At 41.2% G+C, this 22,834-nt stretch carries 22 protein-coding genes and 1 pseudogene; 12 read left to right on the top strand and 11 right to left on the bottom strand.

Annotated elements, in window-relative coordinates:
• Positions 1-314: 314 nt before the first annotated feature.
• Both NSTC731_RS24000 and NSTC731_RS23995 read left to right on the top strand, forming a co-directional pair.
• The gene (locus tag NSTC731_RS24000; RefSeq protein ID WP_292783269.1) at positions 315-863 is read left to right on the top strand and encodes a CAP domain-containing protein; all 549 of its coding nucleotides are present in this window, start codon (positions 315-317) and stop codon (positions 861-863) included.
• A gap of 89 nt (positions 864-952) precedes the next feature.
• The gene (locus tag NSTC731_RS23995; RefSeq protein WP_445627111.1) at positions 953-1,582 is read left to right on the top strand and encodes a ribonuclease H-like domain-containing protein; all 630 of its coding nucleotides are present in this window, start codon (positions 953-955) and stop codon (positions 1,580-1,582) included.
• Positions 1,583-2,145: 563 nt separating this feature from the next.
• Here the strand turns inward: NSTC731_RS23995 and NSTC731_RS23990 are convergent.
• Positions 2,146-2,592: pseudogene (locus NSTC731_RS23990) on the bottom strand (rhodanese-like domain-containing protein); the annotation flags it as partial.
• A 1,344-nt stretch (positions 2,593-3,936) separates the two neighbouring features.
• Here NSTC731_RS23990 and NSTC731_RS23985 point away from each other — a divergent pair.
• Complete coding sequence (locus tag NSTC731_RS23985; protein WP_445627110.1) at positions 3,937-4,644, top strand: response regulator transcription factor; 708 nt, start codon at positions 3,937-3,939, stop codon at positions 4,642-4,644.
• 126 nt (positions 4,645-4,770) lie between these two features.
• Here NSTC731_RS23985 and pdxA read toward each other — a convergent pair whose 3' ends face one another.
• On the bottom strand, positions 4,771-5,865 hold the full coding sequence (pdxA, locus tag NSTC731_RS23980; RefSeq protein ID WP_445627109.1) for a 4-hydroxythreonine-4-phosphate dehydrogenase PdxA: 1,095 nt from the start codon (positions 5,863-5,865) through the stop codon (positions 4,771-4,773).
• 207 nt (positions 5,866-6,072) lie between these two features.
• Between pdxA and petM the strand changes: the two genes are divergently transcribed.
• From petM to NSTC731_RS23950, 6 genes are all read left to right on the top strand, one after another.
• Positions 6,073-6,177 (top strand): cytochrome b6-f complex subunit PetM, encoded by a 105-nt coding sequence (gene petM, locus NSTC731_RS23975; RefSeq protein ID WP_094344256.1) that lies wholly within the window; start codon positions 6,073-6,075, stop codon positions 6,175-6,177.
• Between the two features lie 292 nt (positions 6,178-6,469).
• Complete coding sequence (locus NSTC731_RS23970; protein WP_445627108.1) at positions 6,470-7,468, top strand: SDR family oxidoreductase; 999 nt, start codon at positions 6,470-6,472, stop codon at positions 7,466-7,468.
• A gap of 129 nt (positions 7,469-7,597) precedes the next feature.
• A complete protein-coding gene (locus tag NSTC731_RS23965; RefSeq protein ID WP_322697280.1) occupies positions 7,598-8,515 on the top strand; it encodes an NAD(+) kinase in 918 nt (305 codons plus the stop codon).
• Between the two features lie 377 nt (positions 8,516-8,892).
• Positions 8,893-9,579: a response regulator transcription factor NblR gene (gene nblR, locus NSTC731_RS23960; RefSeq protein ID WP_099103317.1), complete on the top strand. Its 687-nt coding sequence runs from the start codon at positions 8,893-8,895 to the stop codon at positions 9,577-9,579.
• 152 nt (positions 9,580-9,731) lie between these two features.
• The gene (locus NSTC731_RS23955; RefSeq protein ID WP_445627107.1) at positions 9,732-10,238 is read left to right on the top strand and encodes a DUF192 domain-containing protein; all 507 of its coding nucleotides are present in this window, start codon (positions 9,732-9,734) and stop codon (positions 10,236-10,238) included.
• A gap of 510 nt (positions 10,239-10,748) precedes the next feature.
• Complete coding sequence (locus NSTC731_RS23950) at positions 10,749-10,976, top strand: DUF2949 domain-containing protein (RefSeq protein ID WP_012410503.1); 228 nt, start codon at positions 10,749-10,751, stop codon at positions 10,974-10,976.
• Positions 10,977-11,287: 311 nt separating this feature from the next.
• Here the strand turns inward: NSTC731_RS23950 and NSTC731_RS23945 are convergent, their stop codons facing one another.
• From NSTC731_RS23945 to NSTC731_RS23925, 5 genes are all read right to left on the bottom strand, one after another.
• A complete protein-coding gene (locus NSTC731_RS23945; protein ID WP_445627106.1) occupies positions 11,288-12,442 on the bottom strand; it encodes a pyridoxal-phosphate-dependent aminotransferase family protein in 1,155 nt (384 codons plus the stop codon).
• 1,212 nt (positions 12,443-13,654) lie between these two features.
• Positions 13,655-13,993, bottom strand: a complete 339-nt coding sequence (locus tag NSTC731_RS23940) for a DUF5615 family PIN-like protein (RefSeq protein ID WP_445627105.1) — start codon at positions 13,991-13,993, stop codon at positions 13,655-13,657.
• Between the two features lie 218 nt (positions 13,994-14,211).
• On the bottom strand, positions 14,212-14,463 hold the full coding sequence (locus NSTC731_RS23935; protein ID WP_445627104.1) for a DUF433 domain-containing protein: 252 nt from the start codon (positions 14,461-14,463) through the stop codon (positions 14,212-14,214).
• Positions 14,464-14,665: 202 nt separating this feature from the next.
• Complete coding sequence (gene leuS / locus NSTC731_RS23930; RefSeq protein WP_445627103.1) at positions 14,666-17,311, bottom strand: leucine--tRNA ligase; 2,646 nt, start codon at positions 17,309-17,311, stop codon at positions 14,666-14,668.
• Between the two features lie 249 nt (positions 17,312-17,560).
• Positions 17,561-17,938: a hypothetical protein gene (locus NSTC731_RS23925; protein WP_445627102.1), complete on the bottom strand. Its 378-nt coding sequence runs from the start codon at positions 17,936-17,938 to the stop codon at positions 17,561-17,563.
• Between the two features lie 128 nt (positions 17,939-18,066).
• Between NSTC731_RS23925 and NSTC731_RS23920 the strand changes: the two genes are divergently transcribed.
• Both NSTC731_RS23920 and NSTC731_RS23915 read left to right on the top strand, forming a co-directional pair.
• Positions 18,067-18,258 (top strand): hypothetical protein, encoded by a 192-nt coding sequence (locus NSTC731_RS23920; protein ID WP_334854157.1) that lies wholly within the window; start codon positions 18,067-18,069, stop codon positions 18,256-18,258.
• 116 nt (positions 18,259-18,374) lie between these two features.
• The gene (locus NSTC731_RS23915; protein WP_445627101.1) at positions 18,375-18,830 is read left to right on the top strand and encodes a gamma-glutamylcyclotransferase family protein; all 456 of its coding nucleotides are present in this window, start codon (positions 18,375-18,377) and stop codon (positions 18,828-18,830) included.
• A gap of 13 nt (positions 18,831-18,843) precedes the next feature.
• Here the strand turns inward: NSTC731_RS23915 and NSTC731_RS23910 are convergent, their stop codons facing one another.
• The 3 genes from NSTC731_RS23910 to NSTC731_RS23900 form a co-directional block, all read right to left on the bottom strand.
• On the bottom strand, positions 18,844-19,458 hold the full coding sequence (locus NSTC731_RS23910) for an anti-sigma factor family protein (protein ID WP_445627100.1): 615 nt from the start codon (positions 19,456-19,458) through the stop codon (positions 18,844-18,846).
• Between the two features lie 166 nt (positions 19,459-19,624).
• Entirely contained in the window at positions 19,625-20,281 is a 657-nt protein-coding gene (locus NSTC731_RS23905) for a sigma-70 family RNA polymerase sigma factor (RefSeq protein WP_094352725.1), read from the bottom strand.
• Positions 20,282-20,647: 366 nt separating this feature from the next.
• Positions 20,648-20,800, bottom strand: a complete 153-nt coding sequence (locus NSTC731_RS23900) for a hypothetical protein (protein ID WP_445627099.1) — start codon at positions 20,798-20,800, stop codon at positions 20,648-20,650.
• A gap of 279 nt (positions 20,801-21,079) precedes the next feature.
• Between NSTC731_RS23900 and NSTC731_RS23895 the strand changes: the two genes are divergently transcribed.
• Positions 21,080-22,099, top strand: a complete 1,020-nt coding sequence (locus tag NSTC731_RS23895) for a L,D-transpeptidase family protein (RefSeq protein ID WP_445627098.1) — start codon at positions 21,080-21,082, stop codon at positions 22,097-22,099.
• Between the two features lie 111 nt (positions 22,100-22,210).
• Here the strand turns inward: NSTC731_RS23895 and NSTC731_RS23890 are convergent, their stop codons facing one another.
• Positions 22,211-22,750: a late competence development ComFB family protein gene (locus tag NSTC731_RS23890; RefSeq protein WP_190909652.1), complete on the bottom strand. Its 540-nt coding sequence runs from the start codon at positions 22,748-22,750 to the stop codon at positions 22,211-22,213.
• Between the last annotated feature and the right edge of the window lie 84 nt (positions 22,751-22,834).

Here is a 22,834-nt window from a genome sequence, read left to right as displayed (position 1 = left end):
AGGTTTGAGTAAAAATTGCACATAGCGTTAGATTTGGTATTTAGGTTTTTTCGTAAATTCCCCAGACTTTAACCTGTTAGTAAAGCTTTTGCTAGATAATTCATGAAAATCTGAAATTATTAGCCAAATTAACCATGATTTTCATGAAGCTGACCTATTGAAGTACTGACAATTGGAAATTATTGTTTGTGTTACTTGTAAAGGATGTAGCCAAATTGCCGAAATTCATCATTACTTAATAGTATTGTGGTATATATCCTTGGAACAATAGGGTAGAGTAGAAGTCTTATATCTCTACACATACGCAATTCTCCATGTTCCGACAAACTGCTTTTGGCATCGCTTTAAGTGCGCTTGTCCTTGCTAGTGGATTAACGACTGCTCCGATACCAAATCATACTTCTACGAATACATCCACCCGTAATAAGCTGTTGTCGCTTTTTTCTAGTCAGGTTGCAATATCGACTCCTACTTTTAAAACTACTGAGCTAGAAAAATCAGTATTTGACCAAATTAATCGATATCGGGTTTCTAAAGGGCTGCCAAAGTTGACTTTAAATGCAAATTTAACTCGACAGGCAAGAATTCATAGTCAAAATATGGCTAAAGGTAAAACCCCATTTAGCCATCAGGGATTTGAAGGGCGAGTTAAAGCTATCCCGATTCGCTACAACAGTGCAGCAGAAAATGTTGCTTTTAACCGGGGATATAGCAACCCCGTAGAGGAAGCTGTTACTGGTTGGATCAAAAGTCCCGGACACCTAAAGAATCTTAAAGGAAATTACAACCTGACTGGAATTGGCGTTGCTACTAATAATCAAGGCGAAGTCTACCTGACACAGATGTTTTTTCGCACTAGGTAGATTTAATTTCTGATTTTTTTGCACAATAATAATGTAGTGTCTGACAAGACTTTTTTCTGCTGGACACTGCTATTATTTTTGAACAATTGATGACATTACCAGATTTTCAGGTGAGCGATCGCGACCTCAGTGACGCAGCCCTTAGCCAGTATTTAGAATCTACAGCGATCGCAGTTGATACAGAAACAATGGGATTGCTGCCGTTGCGCGATCGCTTGTGTCTCGTCCAGCTGTGCAATCTTGAAGGGAAAGTAACTGCAATCCGCATAGCCAAAGGGCAAGCTGACGCCCCCAACTTAAAAAAACTCTTGGAAGCAGCCAATGTCGTGAAAGTGTTTCACTTTGCTAGATTTGACTTGGCCACTTTGCGAGCCAATCTGGGTATTCAGGTACGGCCAATTTTTTGCACCAAAATTGCCAGTAAATTAGCCCGTACTTACACAAATCGCCACGGACTCAAAGACGTGGTACAAGAGTTAGAACAAGTGGAATTAGATAAAAGCTCTCAAAGTTCTGATTGGGGTAACGCCGTTAGCTTATCTGAAGCTCAACTCAGTTATGCTGCCAACGATGTACGCTATTTACTTAGTGTGCAGCAGAAGTTAATACAAATGCTGAAACGAGAAGAACGTTGGCAAATTGCTCAAGAATGTTTTGAGTTTCTACCAACTATAGTTTCTTTAGATTTATTGCAATTCAAGGATCTATTTGAACACTAATTCAATAGGGAATAGTGAGAAGAAATTTTTATTTTTCGTCAATTTCCACTAGTTATATATTAAGTTGAAATTGATAGATAAACAGGTTCGTAGTAAGTACTAAAGTCGTTATTTCCCAACCACTAAAGTGCTTACTACAAACCTTCATGCTAAATTACAGCAGATTTCAAGGAAAGTGAAATACACAAAAGTTCGTCTCAAAGCCAGGTATATATAAAGCCTCTTTTACTTTTGGATTCTGACGCCTCGGTGGAGCGTCTTTGGCTTTGCTCCCGAATTCTGAATTCTGCTGTATTTTTTGCCTAAGAGCCAACATTAGAATCATTAGTGTCTCTAGAAGTAGATTCACTAACGCCTTCCTTGAGGTTACTTGCTTGCTCTTTAGCGCCTTCTTTAAGGTTACTTGCTTGCTCTTGAACACCTTCTTTGAGGTTACTTGCTTGCTCTTGAGCGCTTTCCTTGAGGTTACTTGCTTGCTCTTGAATACCTTCCTTAAGGTTACTTGCTCCTTCTTTGAGGTTACTTGCTCCCTGTTTAATGGATTCGGTGAAGCTAGTACCGCCCTTTTGCAGATTTTCTTGGTGGTTTTTTAGCCGATCTACAACATTGTAGTCATCTGCACCTGCGGGAGTTTTTGATTCAACAATACCTTCTGTTGGGCCGCCGATCGCCTTCCATGCGCCAAGACCACCTTTAAGTTGGGAGACATGCTCAAATCCATTAGAACGCAGTTGTTGTGCGGCTTGGGCAGTGTCTTGTTCATTATCACCGTAAAGGTAAATGTCACGGCTCTTATCTAAAGAAGCTACTGCACGCTCTACCAACTCATCTGCTGGCATTGGCATTGCTCCCATAATGTGACCTTCGTTGAAGGTTGCGCGATCACGCACATCCAGGATTGTAAAAGCTGGTTCACCCCATTCCAGACGACTCTTTAGGGTATGAGCATCAGTTTGTGCTTCTATTGGTGGTTGTGGAGGAATGATGCCGCCGACTAAGTTATTAACCATAATTTTTCCTTGCTGACCATGTTGATAGTAATTTAGCGAACTGAAGATATTCAATTGATCTTTCTCTGGTATGAATATTTTCAAACTCTCTCCTCAGATAGACGAGTATTTTCCAGAAAATCAACCAATTAATCAATTGTAAATAATGCCCTTTGAGAGTATAAACAGACAGTATTTTCTTTAAATCTAATCCAATATATTTTAAGTTTATATTTTTTTGATATTTTAGTTATCGAGATATTTTAGATTTTACTGAATTCCTCATTAATCGATAAAACATTAGCTTTAAATGAAAAATATTTAGCAATAAGCTAGTAATTGATACCTTTTTAATAACGGCGATCGCTAATAATGTCTCCTCATTTTCTGCCAAACTTGTAGAGTTATATACAGCAGATTAGAAGTTTGTGAGGTACATAAGTTAAATCTGATTAAATATAAAATAAACTTCTAGTTTGTAGTGAGCGATTTATCGCTCAGAGCAAGGATTATCAGGACTAAAGTCCTGACTACAAACAATAAATTTATTTATGCCTAGATACTTACCCAAATACAAAGGGTGTTTTACTTCTTAATTCTGCTGTCAGCAGTACTATTGAAACAAGCTCCCAGCAAGTTATTGACATCATAATATTGCTATAGGAATCCTATTTGATTGCGTGAAAAAAAACTCAGTACACATTTATTCCCTATTCCCTGCCTACGCAAATAATTTCTCCGAATCAAAGCGGATTCCTATAGAGCAATTCTTGTTGTTATTGCTTTTGTCTGTTAAAGCTGGTTTTGACGCCCTATATACCTTCTGGCGATACTTTCAGTCTTTTTGTCATACTTCAGACTGAAACTTGTAGTATACTATATGCTTAAGAGGGCAGCTATATGTAAATGCACCAGGGTAGATTTTCGTAGACCTTCTTCAAGAGAACATACCTGTTGGTTCTAGTACAGTCGAGTAAGTAGGAGTTGAGAATCTAGATTGGCTGATAAGTTAGTTTCTCAGCCTTTGTAGAGACCTAATTAACCAGGGAGTGCCTTACTCTTGTAAATTTGTAGCAATTACCGTCGCTTCTGGATGTGTCTTTTGACTATTTGCGGTTACGGAGATGGTTTTTAATTACACTTATTTCAAACGTAAAATTTTAACATTATACAATACAAATTTAAAATTATGCAAAAATCATGCCATAATTATAAATTTTATTGGCCCTATCGTGGCTGAGGTTGCGATCGGCTTCATGGAAAATTAAATGTACACAAGTACTACATTAGCGATGGTACTCAACAGAAACACGTAAAGTAAAGCTGGCACAACAGCAAATCGCCCAATCTACAATAGATAGCATTATGGTTATGGTTACTGCTACTACTACTCCCAAAATTCTGATCGTTGATGACGACTTCGGCGTCCGAAATCTTGTCTATCGTTTTTTAAGTCGGAAATATCAAATAGAGTCGGCAGCAGATGGTAGAACTGCTTTATCGTTGTTTGAGCAATTCAACCCAGCTTTAGTAATTCTGGATTGGAATTTGCCGGATGTTACTGGTTATAGCCTTTGCCAAGAAATGCAGAGTCGTACTAATGTTTTAGTACTAATACTGACTAGTAGGACTGACGAGGCTGATAAAATTAAAATCTTAAGCGCAGGTGCTGATGATTTCATGACTAAACCATTTAGTCTTGCAGAAGTTGAAGTTAGAGTAGAAGCTCTTTTGAGGCGGATACGCTACATCAATCCTTCCTCAACACAACGTATCGTTTTCAAGCAGCTAGTAATTAATCCAGAGGCTCGCGAGGTAACACTTAACGATAAAACTCTTCCCTTAACAGCACTAGAATTTAATATCTTGCATTTTTTGGCAAGTCATCCTAATCAGGCTTGGAGTCGCCCACAGCTAATCCAAAAAATTTGGGGTTGCGACTACGTAGGAGATGGTCGGGTAGTTGATGTGCATATTGGTCAACTTCGCAAAAAGATGGAAGTCGACCCCAGCATACCGGAGTTTATCAAAACTGTGCGAGGCTATGGTTATAAGTTTGAAGCGCCCGACTAGAATACTAGTTTTTATGGCTACCACAAAAGTGCCAACAACACTAAAAGAATAAAGAAATGCTTTGAACCATATTCAGAACTGATTTGGTCGTGTCTTAAAGATTTTAAGCAAAGCTGTACTTAAGGATTATTTATTATTTTTCTTAGCCAATCTTTGACTAACTAACTCAGCGGCTAAATGTATTGCTGCTTTTATACTCGTCGCATCAGCGATTCCTTTACCTGCAATATCGAACGCTGTGCCATGATCGGGTGAAGTGCGAACGAAAGGAAGACCTATAGAAGTATTAACTGCCCGATCGAACGCCATTAGCTTTACAGGAATTAAGCCTTGGTCGTGGTAAAGTGCCAAGTAGCCATCAGCTGGATTTTGTACTAAAGAATTTCCATACCAAGCTTGACCAGGTTTAACCCACATCGTATCTGGCGGTATCGGCCCATCTAACTGCAATTGTGGTCGGTTTTGCCGCTCTTGCTCTAACCAGGGAATTAACCAATCTTGTTCTTCGTTTCCAAGTTGTCCCTGTTCGCCACTGTGGGGATTTAAACCGGCGATCGCAATTCTCCCTTTATATATACCAAAATCTTTCTCTAAACACTCCACTAACAAATCCAGTTTTTGTGTCAACAACTGCCGTGTCAATACATCGGCTACTTGACGTAGGGGAATATGTGTGGTTGCTAGTATTGCGCGGAGTGTCCAATTAGTATGAGGCGATCGCGCCACAAATAACATCCCAAAACGGTCAACACCTGATTTTTCTGCCAAAAGTTCTGTTTGCCCTGGATAATTATAGCCTGCGGCCTTCCAAGCAGATTTAGCGATCGGCCCTGTGACAATACCATCGAATTTACCAGCCAGTGTTTGAGCGATCGCATATTCCATATACGCAAAACTAGCCGCACCACTGGCTGCATTACCTATTCCTGAAATAATTCGGTCTTTAATTTTTCCATCCAACTGCACATCGCTGACTGACAAATCATCTGGATTTGCCAAAGCTACTAAATTCTCAGTTAAATTCAGTTTGTAATAAATCTGTGCCAGCAAATCTCTGTTACCTACTACTGTAACGTCATATTTTTGACGAATTTCTGGATCGGCTAAAGCTTTCAAAATCACCTCCGGCCCAATTCCCGCCGGATCTCCCAGCGTCAGCGCCAAACGCGGACGATTCTTTTTTACAAAATTTATTAAACCACCTTGATTATTTTGATACATAAAAATTCTTCATAATTATTATCATCAAAATTTTCCAATTTACCCATCTTCCCTTCTACCAAGAATGGGGATTACCCCCCAAACCAGTAGGGATTAGCTGCTAAACTAGTTTAAAATTGTTTACACAGGTCTAATCCTAGCAACTGTTGAAAAGCTTTTGGTAGACCTAGTTTACACACCAATTTGCACATAAGGAGAATCACGCTAATGGGCGGCGAAATTTTGAATGCAGCTCTACTGTCTTTCGGTTTAATCTTCGTAGGCTGGGGCTTAGGCGCTTTGTTACTGAAAATTCAAGGCACAGAAGAATAATTGAGTGCTGTATATGGATAGCGGGGCGTTTAGCCCGTGCTGAGTGCTGAGTTAGGAGTAGTGGAGACGCGATGAATCGCGTCTGTACAAGAGTTATTATTCTCCCCATTCCCTACTCCCTACTCTCTTTTTTACCGAAATGAGAAAAAAGCTTGTTCGTTAATCGGACAGCTATTTTCTCATAAGTCCATCCAAATAGATTGATTTTCTGAGAAAAGATGTAAACTTTTGTTTGCATAGGTTATTCTGATAACATTCTTTTCATAAAACATTAAAATTTATTACAACCCTCATGACTTTATTAATCGTCGGTGCCACTGGCACCTTAGGAAGACAAGTGGCTCGTCGTGCTATCGATGAGGGATATAAAGTACGCTGTCTTGTCCGCAGCAGTAAAAAAGCAGCTTTTCTGAAAGAATGGGGAGCAGAACTCGTCCCTGGAAATTTACGTTACCCCGATACACTAGCAGAAGCTTTAGTTGGTGTAACCCAAGTTATTGATGCCTCAACCTCTCGCCCTACAGATTCACTGAGTATCAAACAAGTGGACTGGGAAGGCAAAGTAGCATTGATTCAAGCAGCAAAAGCAGCTGGTGTCGAGCGTTTTATTTTCTTTTCGATTTTAGATGTTGATAAATACCCAGAAGTGCCGCTGATGGAAATTAAGCGGTGTACAGAACTATTCTTGGCTGAGTCAGGCTTGAATTTTACCATCTTGCGACTAGCTGGATTTATGCAAGGGTTAATCGGCCAGTATGGGATTCCCATTTTGGAAGGACAGCCAGTTTGGGTGACAGGTAATTCTTCTCCCATTGCTTATATGGACACTCAAGATATTGCTAAGTTTGCAATCCGGGCATTGAGTGTACCAGAAACGGAAAACCAAGCTTTTCCTGTAGTCGGCACTCGTGCATGGAGTGCAGAAGAAATTATCAACCTGTGCGAACGCTTATCTGGAAAAGATGCTAGAGTAACGCGGATGCCAATAAACTTACTGCGTACAGTGCGGGGCATAATGCGGTTCTTTCAGTGGGGATGGAACGTAGCAGATAGGCTGGCGTTTACAGAAGTATTGGCTAGTGGTAAACAGTTAAATGCTTCAATGGATCAAGTATACACAGTATTTGGTTTAGATCCGCAACAAACCACAACCCTAGAAAGTTATCTCCAAGAGTACTTCAGCCGAATAATGAAAAAACTCAAAGAGGTAGACTACCAGAAAAATAAAAATAAAAAACAGAAACCTAAAAAAACTCCTTTTAAGCAATCTTCAAAAGCCAACAGTCAATAGTCATTACAAAACAGACATTAGTCGTAAAACTCTAGACTCTGGATATTTGACCTAGATTAATGACTACATGACCAAAAATGTGTAACGATTACATAATACAGAGCATCGCCTAAACTTGGATATTTGAGTGTGCCGAAAGCAGGCATTATCTACAATGACGTTAAACCGATAGCGGGCCGTGTCGCTATCGAGTTGAAAGACAAGCTAACCGCAGCCGGTTGGAATGTATGTATCACATCGAGTATCGGTGGTATATTGGGCTACCCTAACCCGGAGAGTCCTGTGTGCCACACCCCCATTGACGGTCTGACACCCCCTGGTTTTGATTCAGATATGGAGTTTGCAGTGGTATTAGGGGGAGACGGCACTGTTCTGGCAGCGTCTCGTCAAGTAGCCCCTTGTGGTATTCCACTGTTAACAGTGAATACCGGCCACATGGGATTTTTGACGGAAACTTTCCTGAATCAATTGCCCCAAGCGCTAGAACAGGTAATGGCAGGTGAGTATGAAATTGAAGAACGAGCAATGCTCAATGTCAAAGTGTTTCGGGATGATTCAGTGCTATGGGAAGCCCTATGCCTGAATGAAATGGTGCTACACCGAGAACCTTTGACCTCTATGTGCCATTTTGAAATTGCCATAGGGCGTCATGCGCCAGTAGATATTGCCGCAGATGGTGTGATTGTTTCTACGCCTACTGGTTCTACAGCTTACTCATTGAGTGCTGGTGGTCCAGTGGTGACTCCTGGCGTACCTGTTTTACAGCTAGTACCCATTTGTCCCCATTCCCTAGCTTCTAGAGCATTGGTATTTCCAGATACTGAATCGGTCAATATCTACCCAGTCAATATCCCTCGGCTGGTAATGGTAGTAGATGGTAATGGAGGGTGCTATATCTTACCAGAAGATCGAGTATATATGGAGCGATCGCAATATAGTGCCCGATTTATTCGCCTGCAACCGCCTGAGTTTTTCCGAATTTTGAGAGAAAAATTAGGTTGGGGTTTACCACATATCGCTAAACCAACTTCGGTAGAATTGCCGTAAGCATTGGGCAAGAGGCAGTGTTTCGACTACGCTCAACAACCAGGCAGAAGGTCACTGAGCGTAGTCGAAGTGAGGCAGGAGGCAGAAGTTTTTGAATTTGAATTGATTTCTCCCTCATCTTCTCACTCTCTACTCCCTACTCCCTAACTTACTGATTTCCTTCCAGAATTACTGGTATGGAGATGGAATTTGGAGTTAGTTATTAAGATTGCATCCGAGAATTCGATAGCTGACACCTGAACGTGCTAAAACATCCTTAGCAGCGCGTCAAATCAGAATTGCTACATCACTAAAAGCTCGTAATTGCACTTTATAACTGATGTAAAGATTTTCTCTGGAATATCTTTACAATCCCAAATCCCATATCCCAAATTGTTATGACAGTTGCTCAAAGTCCTTGTGTTTTGGTGATTGAAACCGATGAGAGCCTTGCAAATCAGCTTTCTTGCGATTTGCAAGAAGCTGGTTATGAATCAATTTTGGCTCATGATGCAACGAGTGGTTTACAACACTGTCGCGATCGCCAACCTGCTTTAATTGTTTTAGACCGGATGTTAGCAGGAGAATCAGGACTCTCATTGTGCAAAAATATGAGAAGCACTGGTATGCGCTCGCCTGTACTGATTTTAATGGCAAGGGATACAGTTGACGATCGTGTAGCTTGTCTAGAAGCTGGAGCGGATGATTACATCCTCAAACCTTACCGCTCAGAAGACTTTTTGAAGTTGATTCGCCTCTACTTAAAACCCGATGTAGATACCACAGAGCAATTACGCTTTGGGGATTTAATTTTAGACATAGCAACTCGCCGTGCCATACACAACGGGCGACCAATTGACTTGACAATGAAGGAATTTGAACTATTAAAATTCTTAATGGAACATCCCCGTGAAGTGTTAACCCGCGAACAAATTCTAGAAAATGTTTGGGGTTACGACTTTCTCGGTGAGTCAAATGTAATTGAAGTGTACATCCGTTACTTGCGGTTAAAAATCGAAGATGAAGGTCAAAAGCGCCTGATTCAAACAGTGCGAGGCGTAGGGTACGTTTTAAGAGAATCCTAGTATACTGTAGCGGGAGTTTGCTTATTTCCTGACCTCGTTCCCAGTTTCACATTGGGAATGCTTCCTTTGGGTGTTGCTACCTCCCACCTAAAGGGTTTTTCTGCCTACAACACTGTAAAATTGAAGTCTAAATAACAAAATTGAAAAGCTATATGACTCGTCGGCTAAGTTTGCTCTCGATAATGCTGAGTATTTTTCTGATGGGTTGTTCTGTGCCAACAACTGCTAAATCTCCTAGCCCCACCTCTGGTTCTAAAACTCCAGCACCAGAAAGTTTAGGTCAAAAACTACCAATTTCTGCTAAAGCTATTGTGCCTAATGGTACAACGATTCAATTAGAGGTAGCGCAAACGCCAAAACAGCAAGCGATGGGATTGATGTATCGACCAGCTTTACCAGATGACCGGGGAATGCTGTTTGGATTCCCTTCAGCACAACCAGTCAGTTTCTGGATGAAGAATGTACCGGTACCCCTAGACATGGTATTTCTACATAAAGGTGTTGTTAAATATATTCAGGTTGCTGCACCTCCTTGTGCGAGTGAGCCTTGTCCTACCTATGGTCCCAATACACCAATTGATAAAGTGATTGAACTTCGTTCTGGAAGAGCTGCCGAATTGAAGTTGAAAGTGGGCGATATTCTCAAAATTGAGTTTTGAAACCCTGGTGTTTTGCCTGGATAAAAACTTGGGTAATTACTCGGTTGAGAGCCTATACGGTGGAAATATATGTTTTTTTTGTAAAAAATGTCACTGTATGTGGTCAAACAGCACTTGTAACGCTACTATTTAAAAACTGTGGGAATAATGTAAAATTCTACTGTCTCAAACCTGAAATCGCAGTTTTCAGGTTTAGTCTCAAAAATATTCCCTTGGGCGTAAGTGTAAATAGTCGCCAATAAGAGAGTATAGGCTATGGAATCTTTATTACTACTTGTGTAATTAAATAAAACACAAAGGTAAATAAGATGAAGCCAATTTAATTAAGTAAAAATACTGCTTAATAAGCTAGCAAAAGATTTGTATGAGAATTTTTATTTCTCAGACCATCTATAAGAAGCCTCTGTTGAAGGCAGATTAACAAAAACTGTGCTGGGGTGTATAGCCGAAAACGGCACAGTGACAGATAAAATACTGGCTACTGTCTACCGAGTAATGGTGAACTGATATATGACAATACATTCTGCACAAGGAGGTGAGATACAAATGTCACCATCAAAATATTCCCGACTGATTCATTTTTTGCAAGAAGATTTAGCAATTTCTACAGCATCACTAGCAGTGGCGCTTCGGCATCGGGAGCAAGACCCAGGCCCTTTGGCAATGATTCTTTGGCAATATGGTTTGATTACTTTAGAGCAATTAGAACAAATTTACGATTGGCTGGAGACGGCGTAGGTTATACCAATTTTAGATTGGAAATTTTAGACTTTGGCTTAAAAGTTTCTACCAAATGCCTATTAGCAGAATCTCAAACAATACTATTTATACCAATTTTGGATGATACTAAGTTGCCAAAGTTAGTCTTGTTTGGTGTCAAAGATACAGTCCGACTTTCTTCAAAGCAAATAATACTATCTAGGGCAACTTGGTGTCATTTAAAAGAATTGAGGTATGTCACATCAACTCTACCTGATGCAAAGGTTTCTACTCTATATACAAATTAAAAGAGCGAGTTGATAATTTAACTCGCTCTTTTGATTTATTACTCAGGATTGACTAAACACTTTAACTGCTGCTGCTATACCAGAACCAGGGGTGAAATCTTCGTAGCCAAGTTCTGTGAGGGTAACTTCTAAGGATGCTATACAGCTAAGGATATCGCGATCGCTAACAAAACCCAAGTGACCAATACGGAAAATTTTATTGCTCAAATGATCTTGACCGCCAGCGAGGGCAATATCAAAGCGTTTTTTCATCAATGACCGAATCTTATCCGGTTCAATTCCCTGTGGCGCTACAGCTGTAATCGCCGGACTAGCGGAACTATCTGCTGCAAGCAAAGGCAAATTCAACCCTTTAATGGCGGCGCGAGTAGCATTTTTCAGCCGTTCGTGTCGAGCAAATATTGATTCTAAGCCTTCTTCTTTCATGATTCGTAACGTGGTGTGTAACGCTACGATCAAGTTCACAGGCGGAGTAAATGGAGTTGTATTTTTGGCTGTAGCTTTGCGATATTTGCCTAAGTCCAAATAATATTTCGGTAGCTTCGCAGTTTTGTAAGCTTCCCAAGCTTTGGGACTGACTGAAACAAAACCCAACCCTGGCGGAATCATATAACCTTTTTGGGAACCGGAAGCGACGATATCCAAACCCCAAGCATCCACGGGTAAATTGAATGCACCCAAGCTCGTGACGGCATCAACGATAATTAAAGCTTCACCGTGTTCTTTAACGTGGCGGTTGATGGTTTCTAGGTCATTCAACACACCGGTTGAGGTTTCACTGTGGGTAATAATTACAGCTTTGATTTGCTTTTGGCTATCTGCTTGGAGTTTTTCGGCAAATACTGCGGGGTCTAAGGGTTTTCCCCATTCCACCTTAACTTCTTCTACATTCAAACCGTAGGCTTGACCAATTTCTACCCAGCGTTCGCCAAATTTACCATTAGAGCCAACTAAAATGCGATCGCCTGGAGAGAGAAAATTAATTATTCCCGCTTCTACAGCACCCGTACCACTGACATTCAGCATCAGCACATCACTTTGAGTTTGGTGCAGCCACTTCAGGTTTTCTGTCACCTCTGCCAATATGTTGCTAAATTCACTAGTACGATGCCCAATCGGATGCTTGGCTAATGCCAGTAAGGCAGCTTCTGGCACCGGTGTAGGGCCTGGAATCATCAGCATCAGCTTATCGTTCATGTTTCTATCCTAAAAGTCAAATAAAAGTCAAAATTGTCGGAAGTTGGTTAAGTCTGATAGCAAATCCTAGATATTCATCTACAATTTCCACTCAGATTGTCACCAGTATTGTTGTATATTTTCCAAATTTATAGGAAAAGTATTGTGGGAGTTAACGATCGGTCAGCTTGACCTTTGCAATTTATACCAGACTCCAACTCAGATAAAACCTCTGTTCCAGGCAATCTTACCACACACCTAGACGCCAGGTTAAGGTGTCTGCTCGTAGGCGAACGGCTATTTTAGCCAAGGATGAAACATCTATCTTGATGAGGCATAGGTACGATAAATTCTTAAAATCTACCCATAATCCACCTCAGTTGTTTTTATAGAAAAACGCGAAATCTTTTTGAACATCGCGGTAATTGTCGCTGAAAAAGTTGTGTTTTGCTTCCATGAAAGAAGTAACTCCCTACACTATACAGAAGACTTGGATGTTACCGTTTGCTAAGAGATAAAAGATACCCAACTCAAACTTTTCAATCTATTTGGGTCAAAGATTTGTTCTTGGGTTGCCATTCTCTAAACAATACCTTCGTTTATGATTTATTTGAGTCAAAATCGCTTTGATATCAATATCCAAGCCTTTTCTAGGTTATTTGATAGCGACTAATTTGACGCAGAAGTTGAGATATCTATGCTACTAATTGCTGCATTTTTTGATACTGCACTTAGTAGTAAACAATGTCGGCGGCTGGTAGTAATAAACTATAAGTTTTTATACTATACTTACAAAATTGCTACAATCGTGCTTAGTCTCCTTAGTTACTATTCACGGTGAGTCGTTTTTAACTAGTGTTCAGTTCATAAACTGTCACTCACTAGATCCCTGGTATTCTTACAAAAGAGATATTCTTAGTTAGTGCAAGGAGTGATACCATTTCACCACATGTTTGTCACAAGTTATCCCAGTAATACTCCCTCCTCAGGGAGTGTTGCAGATTTCAAATGTTGCATCAAACGAGTGAGTTGGTATAAGCTTTTACGAAAAAGCGCTTGAGTGAGCAAAACTCTCAAGCGTTTTTTTGTGTATAAATAAAACAGTTGAACTCTCTGGACAATAATTAAAAATGTCTTTAAATACACATATACCAGAGAAGGAACCTACTGTTATAAAAATTGTTGCAACATATACCTGATGACTCTAGATTTGTGCGTACCATCAAAACCTTTTTAAGTTACTGGACGTACCACACGAATTAGTTTTCCTTGCAAAGGTTCTTCTTTTGCCACAGCCTCATCTATCCGTGCTGCAAATTGTTCCCAATTACGATTATTCGTGCAAACAAAAATACCGAAGTGGTTAGAATCACGACGATGCAAACGGATAAAATCAACTCTGTTGATAGTTAATATTGAGCGTTCTTGACTTATGGCAAATGCTAGCACTTCCTCATCAGGTATACCTTGGTCTGCATTTTCTGCTTCTTGAACTGTCAAAACATCATGCCCCAAAGCGCGTAATAATTCCACAACTGGAAAGGGAAACTGCTCATCTGCGTACCGCGCCATCGATTAGGCTACCTCATTACGCTCAATTGCCAATTCGATTTCATCGGGATGAGCTTCTGCATATACCCAAGCATTAGCTAAATCTGTAGCTGTAAGAGGTAATTTGTAAACTCAAGTAAAGTACTTGTCTTGCAAGGATTTCAGGAATTTGAGTCAATAAAATACTTATTCGCTGAAACTCAGACCTAGTAACGAGTTGAGTATCCTTCAGATTTTCTTTACGAATCAGCTCTAATAGTTGGATAGCTCGTCAAAAGGTCAGCATCACTATATCCAAGACCGCGAGCTTCCACAAGTACCCAAACGGGAATACGAGTTTTAGCGATGCGAGCCTTTCCACCACAAACTCTAGGAGTTTTTTCAATTCCTTGCCAATTGTTGCCGAGACTTTGAGCAAGTAACTGTATAGCCTGCAATTTTTCCCCAGGACTGAGGGCAAGAAGTTGTTGTTCTAACTCTTTGAGTGTCACGGATGTAAATCCTCTGATGTTTTGTCAAGCTAAATTCACAATTTTATCAATTGCTAAGTACAAGATTTCATTAATTCGTAGCGAATTCCCTACGGTAAGGCGTACCCTTCGGGAAGCAAGCTACGCGTAGCGTCTCGTAGAGAAGCGCATCTGCGTTTAAATTTCAACTCTCAATTTGCCACGATTTTATGCAAAACTGTACTTAGCTAACTACAAAATTCACCAACTTTCCAGGCACCACAATTACCTTTTTAATCTCTTTACCTTCGATGTAACGCTGGGCAATTTCTGATTCACGAGCATATTTTTCCAACGCTGCTTTATCTGCTTGTGCTGGTACTTGAATTGCGCCGCGAGTTTTACCCATAACTTGAATCACTAAAGTGATTTCATCAGCTACCAAAGCATCAGGGTCAAATGATGGCCAAGTTTGAGTATGAACTGAATCACTTTCACCCAATAAATGCCACAATTCATCAGCAATATGTGGTGCAAATGGTGCTAGTAAAACCACCAAAGTGCGAATACCTTCTGCGTAAATTGGTGAACTTTTGCTGTCAGCATCAGTTAAGGCGTTACTCAACTTCATCAATTCGGAAATAGCGGTATTGAATTGATATTCGTCTTCTACGTCTTCTGTCACCGCTTGAATAGCCGTGTGAATCGCCCGCCGCAATTCCTTTTCTACCTTAGTTAAATCAGATTGGGGTTTTTTACGTGATACCCCAGCCGCAATATAATCTGTCACCAAACGCCAAACCCGATTTAAAAAGCGGAATTGTCCTTCTACATCGGCTTCATCCCATTCCAAATCTTTTTCTGGCGGCGCTTTGAACAAGATGAACATCCGCGCTGTATCTACACCGTATTTAGAAATTACATCTTCTGGCGCTACACCGTTGCCCTTTGATTTAGACATGGTGGCGTAGAGACGTTGCAGTGGTTCGCCTGTTTGGGGGTCACGGGGGTCAGCAGAATTTACCAGATTAGAAGGAATCCATTTATCTTTGCCGCCTTTGTTGGGATTTAGGTAAGTTAAACCCTGTACCATACCTTGAGTTAACAAGCGTTGGAAAGGTTCATCAAAGTTCAGTAACCCTCTGTCCCGTAGTACCTTAGTAAAGAACCGCGAATACAACAAATGTAAAATTGCGTGTTCAATCCCACCTACATACTGATCGACTGGCATCCAGTCATTGATTTTACTGGAATCAAAAACCTGTTGTTCGTTTTTAGCGTCAGGGAAGCGCAAGAAGTACCACGAGGAATCAATAAAAGTATCCATCGTGTCGGTTTCCCGCTTTGCTGGAGTGCCGCAAGTTGGACAAGGTACATTTACCCAACTCTCTAACTGAGTCAAAGGTGAACCACCACGTCCAGTAAATTCCACCTCTTCCGGCAACTGTACTGGCAAATCTCGATCGGGAACTGGTACTATCCCACAGTTGGGACAGTGAATTACAGGTATCGGTGCGCCCCAGTAACGTTGCCGTGAAATCAACCAATCCCGCAAGCGATATTGCACCCGTTCTTTGCCAAAACCTTGTTGTTCGGCGTATTCAATTATTGCTTGTTTAGCCTCTGTGGAAGACATAGCAGTAAAAGCACCGGAATTAATTAAAATTCCTGGTTCGGTGTATGCCTGGTTATATTCAATTTGCACTAGTTGTGTGACTTCATCCGTCTCCGATGTTGGAGTTAAATCAAAACCTGCAACATCATCTGGGGAAACGATGACAAAATCAACTGGCAAATCGTAATTTTTGGCAAACTTAAAATCCCGGACATCGTGTGCCGGTACACCCATCACTGCTCCGGTACCATACTCATACAGTACATAGTCAGCAATCCAAATCGGCACTTCTTCCCCTGAAAATGGGTTAATTGCCTTACCACCTGTGGGTATACCGCGCTTAAGTTTGTCTTCAGCAGTACGTTCCAACTCACTGTGATTGGAAACCTCTTTAATAAAAGCTTCTACCGCTGCTTGTTGTTCTTTTGTAGTGACACGCTTTGTTAAGGGATGTTCTGGTGCTAACACTAGGTAGCTAACACCATAAACTGTATCTGGGCGTGTGGTGTACACTCCGATTTTTTCATCTATCCCAATAATGGGAAATTCTAAGTAAGCGCCTGTAGATTTGCCAATCCAGTTTGCCTGCATAGACTTGACGCGTTCCGGCCAACCTGTCAATTGATGCAAGTCATTGAGTAATTCTTCGGCGTAGTCGGTAATCTTGAAAAACCACTGGCGTAATAATTTGCGTTCAACTATTGCCCCACTGCGCCAAGAACGTCCTTCGTTATCAACTTGCTCATTTGCTAGTACTGTTTGATCGATAGGGTCCCAGTTTACAGCTGCTTCTTTTTGATAAGCTAAACCCGCTTGCAAAAACTGCAAGAAAATCCATTGCGTCCACTTGTAATAATCTGGCGAACAGGTAGCGAGTTCGCATTCCCAATCAATAGATAAACCGAGACGCTGCAATTGTTGCCGCATCTGGGTAATATTCTGATAAGTCCATTTTGCTGGCGGTACGCCACGGTCAATGGCAGCATTTTCTGCTGGCAAGCCAAAGGCATCCCAACCCATTGGGTGTATTACCCGATACCCTTGCATTCGCTTGAGGCGGGCAATCACATCGGTAATCGTATAATTACGGACGTGACCCATGTGTAGGCTGCCCGATGGATAAGGGAACATGGAAAGAGCATAGAATTTTGGCTTGTTGCTAACTGTCGGTGTCTTATCTAAGCCAAGTTCTACCCATGTTTTTTGCCATTTTTCCTCAATTGCTGCTGGGTTATATCGGGAATCTACAGAATCACGTATTTCCAATGGTTTCATGCCTGTTACACTTTATTTCTACTAATTTTCTAGCATTTGTTTACTAGTACATTTGAACCACTATATTGAGGGAATTATCTGTCTAGTAATTTTCTAATTTAATTTACAAAATCAATTTACTATTTCTTTCTACCCCCTATTTCTATCTATCTTATATCCCTAAAGTTCAACAAGTTTAGGTATATAGTGCATAAAAAAGTCCCTAAGCTTAGGATGCTGGGGACTAGATGTATTTGGTTCTAAACTGATTTACTGGGTTAGCAATCCGATCGCCATTTCAAGGTGCATCTTAGCTTTGTGCAAATTAAGCAAATTTTCTTGGTCGTATCTGTCAGGATAGCTCATAGCTTTGCCTTCCATCGTCAGCTTAATCAGTGCTGCTTGCTCATCTGTGGGTGAATTCATCTCATCTACCACCCCTTCAAGGAATTGAATAACACTGAAACCTGGTGACTTCAACCCTCTACCCTGCCTTAGTTGAACGAGTGCTATCTGTGCAAATGCGATTAATGTGACAATCCAACTAGTCTTGTAGCCTCCATTCCCAGTAGGCTTTAATCCGTAACGCCTACATAAGTCTCTCAACTCAGCAGTGGTTTTGATTTCGAGTTCTGCACGTGTGAACATAAAATAGAGTTACCCATTTGTAAAAGTGGTATCGGTGGTGAACCATTTCCAAGGATGAAAGCACCACCGATTTAAAATCATATTTACTCGCTTCCACGTAGATCAAGCTATATTTACATCTCTCAACAATGGCTAATCCTAAAGGAAATCCAGAAAATTTAAAAAAATTCACTACTGACAGAGAGGAGCCACTGACCGAGAAAATGAATATACGCATGACTAAGACAATGAAAGAGGAAGTGCAGCAACAAGATAACCCTCCTGAATTTTGTAGAGAAGCTATTCAAGAGAAGTTAGATAGGAATAAAGGGCAAGAGTAGTACTTAATTGTTTAACTATTAATCTGAGTAAACAAAAATACCTCTAGAACTGATATCTAGAGGTATTCAACATCATAGGTTTTTATTGCTGTCAAGTTAGATGGTTAAAATAGGCGATGGTTGAATCAAATCTAAAATTTACTGATTTGGTGCGGGTTTTTGTCTACGGCACGCTCAAACCAGGTGAAGCTAACTATACAAGATACTGTGCTGACAAAGTAGTTGATGTCAAAACAGCGTTTGTACAAGGCAAATTATTTGCTCTGCCAATGGGCTACCCAGCGATGACGCTAGGGAATAGCCAAGTGTATGGATATTTACTTTCTTTTTCCAACCCAAAAATTTTAAATGAGCTAGATGTGCTGGAAGATTACCAGCCCAATAGACAAACACCAGAAAACCTCTATAATCGACAAATTATCGAGGTTTATGAGCCACAGTCGCTCTCTTATAGTTGGGCTTGGGTTTATTTAATGACTCTAGAACGAGTTGAGCAATTAGGAGGCTTCCTCCAACCTGACGGCTGGTGGAGCGGCTGTGGTTTAACCCTAGAGTACAGTTTTGAACTGTAAACTGTTAATGCGATTAGTTTATGTCCTGTTTGGGGTCGTGTCGTTGCGGCTGAACCTGATAAATTGAATTTTCTGGAGAGGCTACTGCTGCTTTCGGAATTTCAATTACCGGGTTATTTAGTCCCACCATCAGCGGGGAAGGGGGAACTATAGACGCTGAGGACGTTTGTATCGGTTCTCTTTGTGGTCGTTGCGCCAGTTGCGGCACCATCGAACCACCACCTACTAAGCCAGATATTGCACCGATCGCACAAGCAGCAACAGCTCCACCTGCCGCTATCCAGTTTAAACGGGAGCGGCGGCGCAAACGTGTCAATACTTGCTGAACTGTTTCTTCTGGCGACTGTTGGGCTGCTGGCACTGGGAGCGTCCGCAAACCTTGGCGCAGCTTTAACAGTCGGGCATACAAACATTGAACTGAGGCATCATTTGCCAGCCATTCTTCTACTTGCCTGCGTTCGGTGGCTGTGACTTCACCATCCAGGTAAGCACTCAATAACTCGAAGCGATCGCGCTTCACCATATCCATAAGACCCGTTGATTCATTGGTATGCTTGGCCATTCCATCTGACAAATCTTGAGGAAGTTGCAAAGGAGAACGGTCGTAAAACTGAGAATCAGTAGTCATCTTAACATTATTACCAATTCATACACGGGTAAACTTGGCGGGAATTTTGGGAAAATTAGCCAATTTTCCCCCTAAAGGCAGAAACAATCTACGTCTTTCTAGTAATTTTTAATCTATGCTTAAATTCTGCCATTGGGCAGAAGCAAGATACTGTAAATTAAGAAAATTAGGAGTCTAGATAATTCTGCAAGTGGGCTTGCAGCCTCGATCTAGCTCTGGCTATTCTTGATTTCACAGTTCCTAGAGAAACTCCAGTGATTTCGGCAATTTCTTCATAAGCCATGCCTTCGATTTCTCTGAGGACAATGGTAGTACGGAAGACTTCTGGTAAATCCGCGATCGCTTCCCGCAATTGCTCGTAAAATTCTCTCGTTGTTAGTTCTTCTTCAGGACCTGGGGTATCGCCAGCGATTTCCCAATCCATCTCGCCGTCCTCTAAGGAACGGGGAGCATCCAGTGACAAAGGACTCATCACCCGCTTGCGTTTACGTAACTCGTCGTAAAACAAGTTCGTGGCAATGCGGCTTAACCAGCCCCGAAATTTAGCAGGCTCTTGTAATCGGTTAATGTTCCGATACACTCGAATCCAAACTTCTTGAGCCAAATCGGCTCTGTCAGGCCAATCTGGAGCTAAGTGGTATAGAACTCGATCGACTTGACTTTGATAGCGGCGTAATAGTTCCGCAAAAGCAGCACGATCTGGTCGCAGTCCGGCTTGACAGCGCAAAATTAAATCGTGATTAGGGAGTTTGTCAACTTGCACTGATGCTTCTGGATACTTTGCATCAACCGTTGACCAGGATACAGTAATCGATTGACTCATAGATCGTACTGGCTCTAAATCATCCCTATCCATTAGACCTGCTAATGGTACAGAAGTTCCATGCTTAGGTGACGGATTTATGACTGGAACACTGAAGCAGACAATTTTGGATATATTTATAGCAATAAGCAGAGCCACTTTTCCTTATACTGCTCCCATAGTTGCCTAAGAGCGATCTGACGAACAAAGGCGCGATGTGATACACATTTTAGTACTTTTAGCAACTGGGTATATACGCTTGATCGAGATAATTAAATTTAGCTATAAAAATGAAGATAAAATTTTGTAATTCTAACTTCTTCATACCTTTAAAATTCGGGTAATAATTTCTGGAAGTTAGGTTGCTGTGGTTGCTAAGATGGTGATTTAATTTTTTGATTTCGTTACCAGAATAGTAGCTGATTGTTCTGGTTGTGAACCGAAAGCAGTACTAGAGCTATGTGGCTCTGGTACGCGAACTTGAAAAAATAAATTCAGGGAAAATGTAATTGTTACCGCTAGCAATAGTTTTTCAAACATGAGTTTTCATCCACCTACACCATTAATGATTGATTGCTACATTTCAAGAGTTCCACCAAAAAGTCCGAAAAGAGGCTTACGACCCTCAAAACTTTTGAGGAATGAGGTTGCTCACTTGGAATTTTGCCACTGGGACAATTTATATAGTCTTAGTTTGCCCAGAGGTGTTGGCAGATTTACAGCGGAAATGATAAGTATTGATAAATTTTTGATAATCGGATGATGAACTCATTCAATTGCTCGGCTGGATATGTCAGGGATAAACAATAGGCGATGGCAATGGTAAGAAACGAATCTGTAGGGCGTATGGTAATGCTGCTTTGTTTTGGCACAGCATTTTTATCCTTAGCTGTCCATTGGCGCATTAGTACGGCGGAACGGCAATATGAGAAGTCTGCATCTACTTCGATGCGGCAAGATTCTACCCGAACCAATCTTAAGGGAAGCCGGACAGAGGGAGTCTACAAGAATCTTTCCCAAGTGAGTTTGGGGGAAATTGCGCTGGGTGGATCTGTGCCACCTGATAAAGTTACCCAAGGCTCGACTGCCCAGAGGACGTTTACACCAAAGTCCTCTGCTATTAAACCTAAAACTAAATCAAAAATAATTAAGAAGAATCTAACTAAAACAACTACTCGTAGGGCTTCTACTATTAATAAGTCGCAAATAATTAAGAAGAATCTAGCGAAAGCAACTATTCCTAAGGCTTCTAAACTCAAGCCTGCTACCATTCAGCCACAAACTAAGCCCCAAATTATTAAGAATAATGTAGCTAAAGCAAGTGACCTACCAACTCAGACGCAGGTGGTGGCGAAAGTAGAAAGACAAAATCCAATTGCAGATAGTTGGCCAAAAGGTCTGTGGTCTCAGGCTTCAGCCCAACAAGTACCATCTAGTAGGCTGGCAAATGTCAAGACGCAAGTGGTGGTTGATTTAAGCGATCGCCGCACCTATGTATATGCAGGAGACGAGGTGATCGCCAGCTATCCCATTGCTGTTGGTAAGAAAGGTTGGGAAACGCCTACAGGTTCTTTCCAGGTGATCCACATGCGACACTATCCAATCTGGCGTCACCCGATTACTGGCAAAGTATTTCAGGCTGGTACGGATAGTCCTTTGGGAGATAGATGGATTGGTTTTTGGTCAGATGGACGCAATGAAATTGGCTTTCATGGCACGCCGGATGTTGACCTGGTAGGAACGGCTGTATCCCACGGCTGCTTAAGAATGCGAAATTCTGATGTCCGATTGTTATATGAACAAGTGAGTATAGGGACAAAAGTGTTAGTACGTGATTAATTAGTTAAAAGTCATTAGTCCTTTGTCCTTTGTCCTTTGTCTAAAACAAATGACTAATGACTAATGACTAATGACCAATGACCAATGACTAATGACTAATGACTCTTAAAATTATAATTTTTGCTCAAAGTTAGGTGCATAAGTTTGGAGTAAAGCACTAACTTGGCGTACAACCTCATTGCCAGTATTTTTACCCAAAGCTTGACGTTCTGGGAAGAAATTGGGTCGATCGAGGTAACGGTTAATTGCCTCACTTATTTGTTGAGAAATTAAGTCTTGCAGTTGTGCCTGAGCCGTTTGGCGCTGGAAGTTAGCACCCTCTTCTGTAGTAGCATACAAAGGTGGTAGCCGATTGAGAGCGTAGGCAGCAATATCCCCGACATCTAAAGAACTTTCGCTGGTAGCTTCAATTTCTGCGACTCGGGCGATCGCTTCCGTCAGCACCAATTCTTCCATAACGTTAATAAATTGTTTGCGAGGTACCGCCACTACCTCACCAGTCAATAGCGCACCCATCAGCCGATCCAACGCCATATACTCTTCAATTGAGAGTTCTGAGGCGTTATCACAGATTCTACCGACTTCTGCTTCCATTGCTGGTGTCAAATAACCATCCTGGAGAGCTTGTTCTACAATTTTTTCGATACTCATAACGCTTATCATCATTTATGTTGGCAAAGCTTGGTAGGGACGGTATCAATCCAATTTATTTTGCCTAATTCTCAGCAAAAAATA

It is taken from the genome of Nostoc sp. DSM 114167, assembly GCF_052692655.1.
The sequence above is the reverse complement of the archived record's forward strand: the minus strand, read 5'-3'. Positions and strand labels throughout refer to the sequence as shown.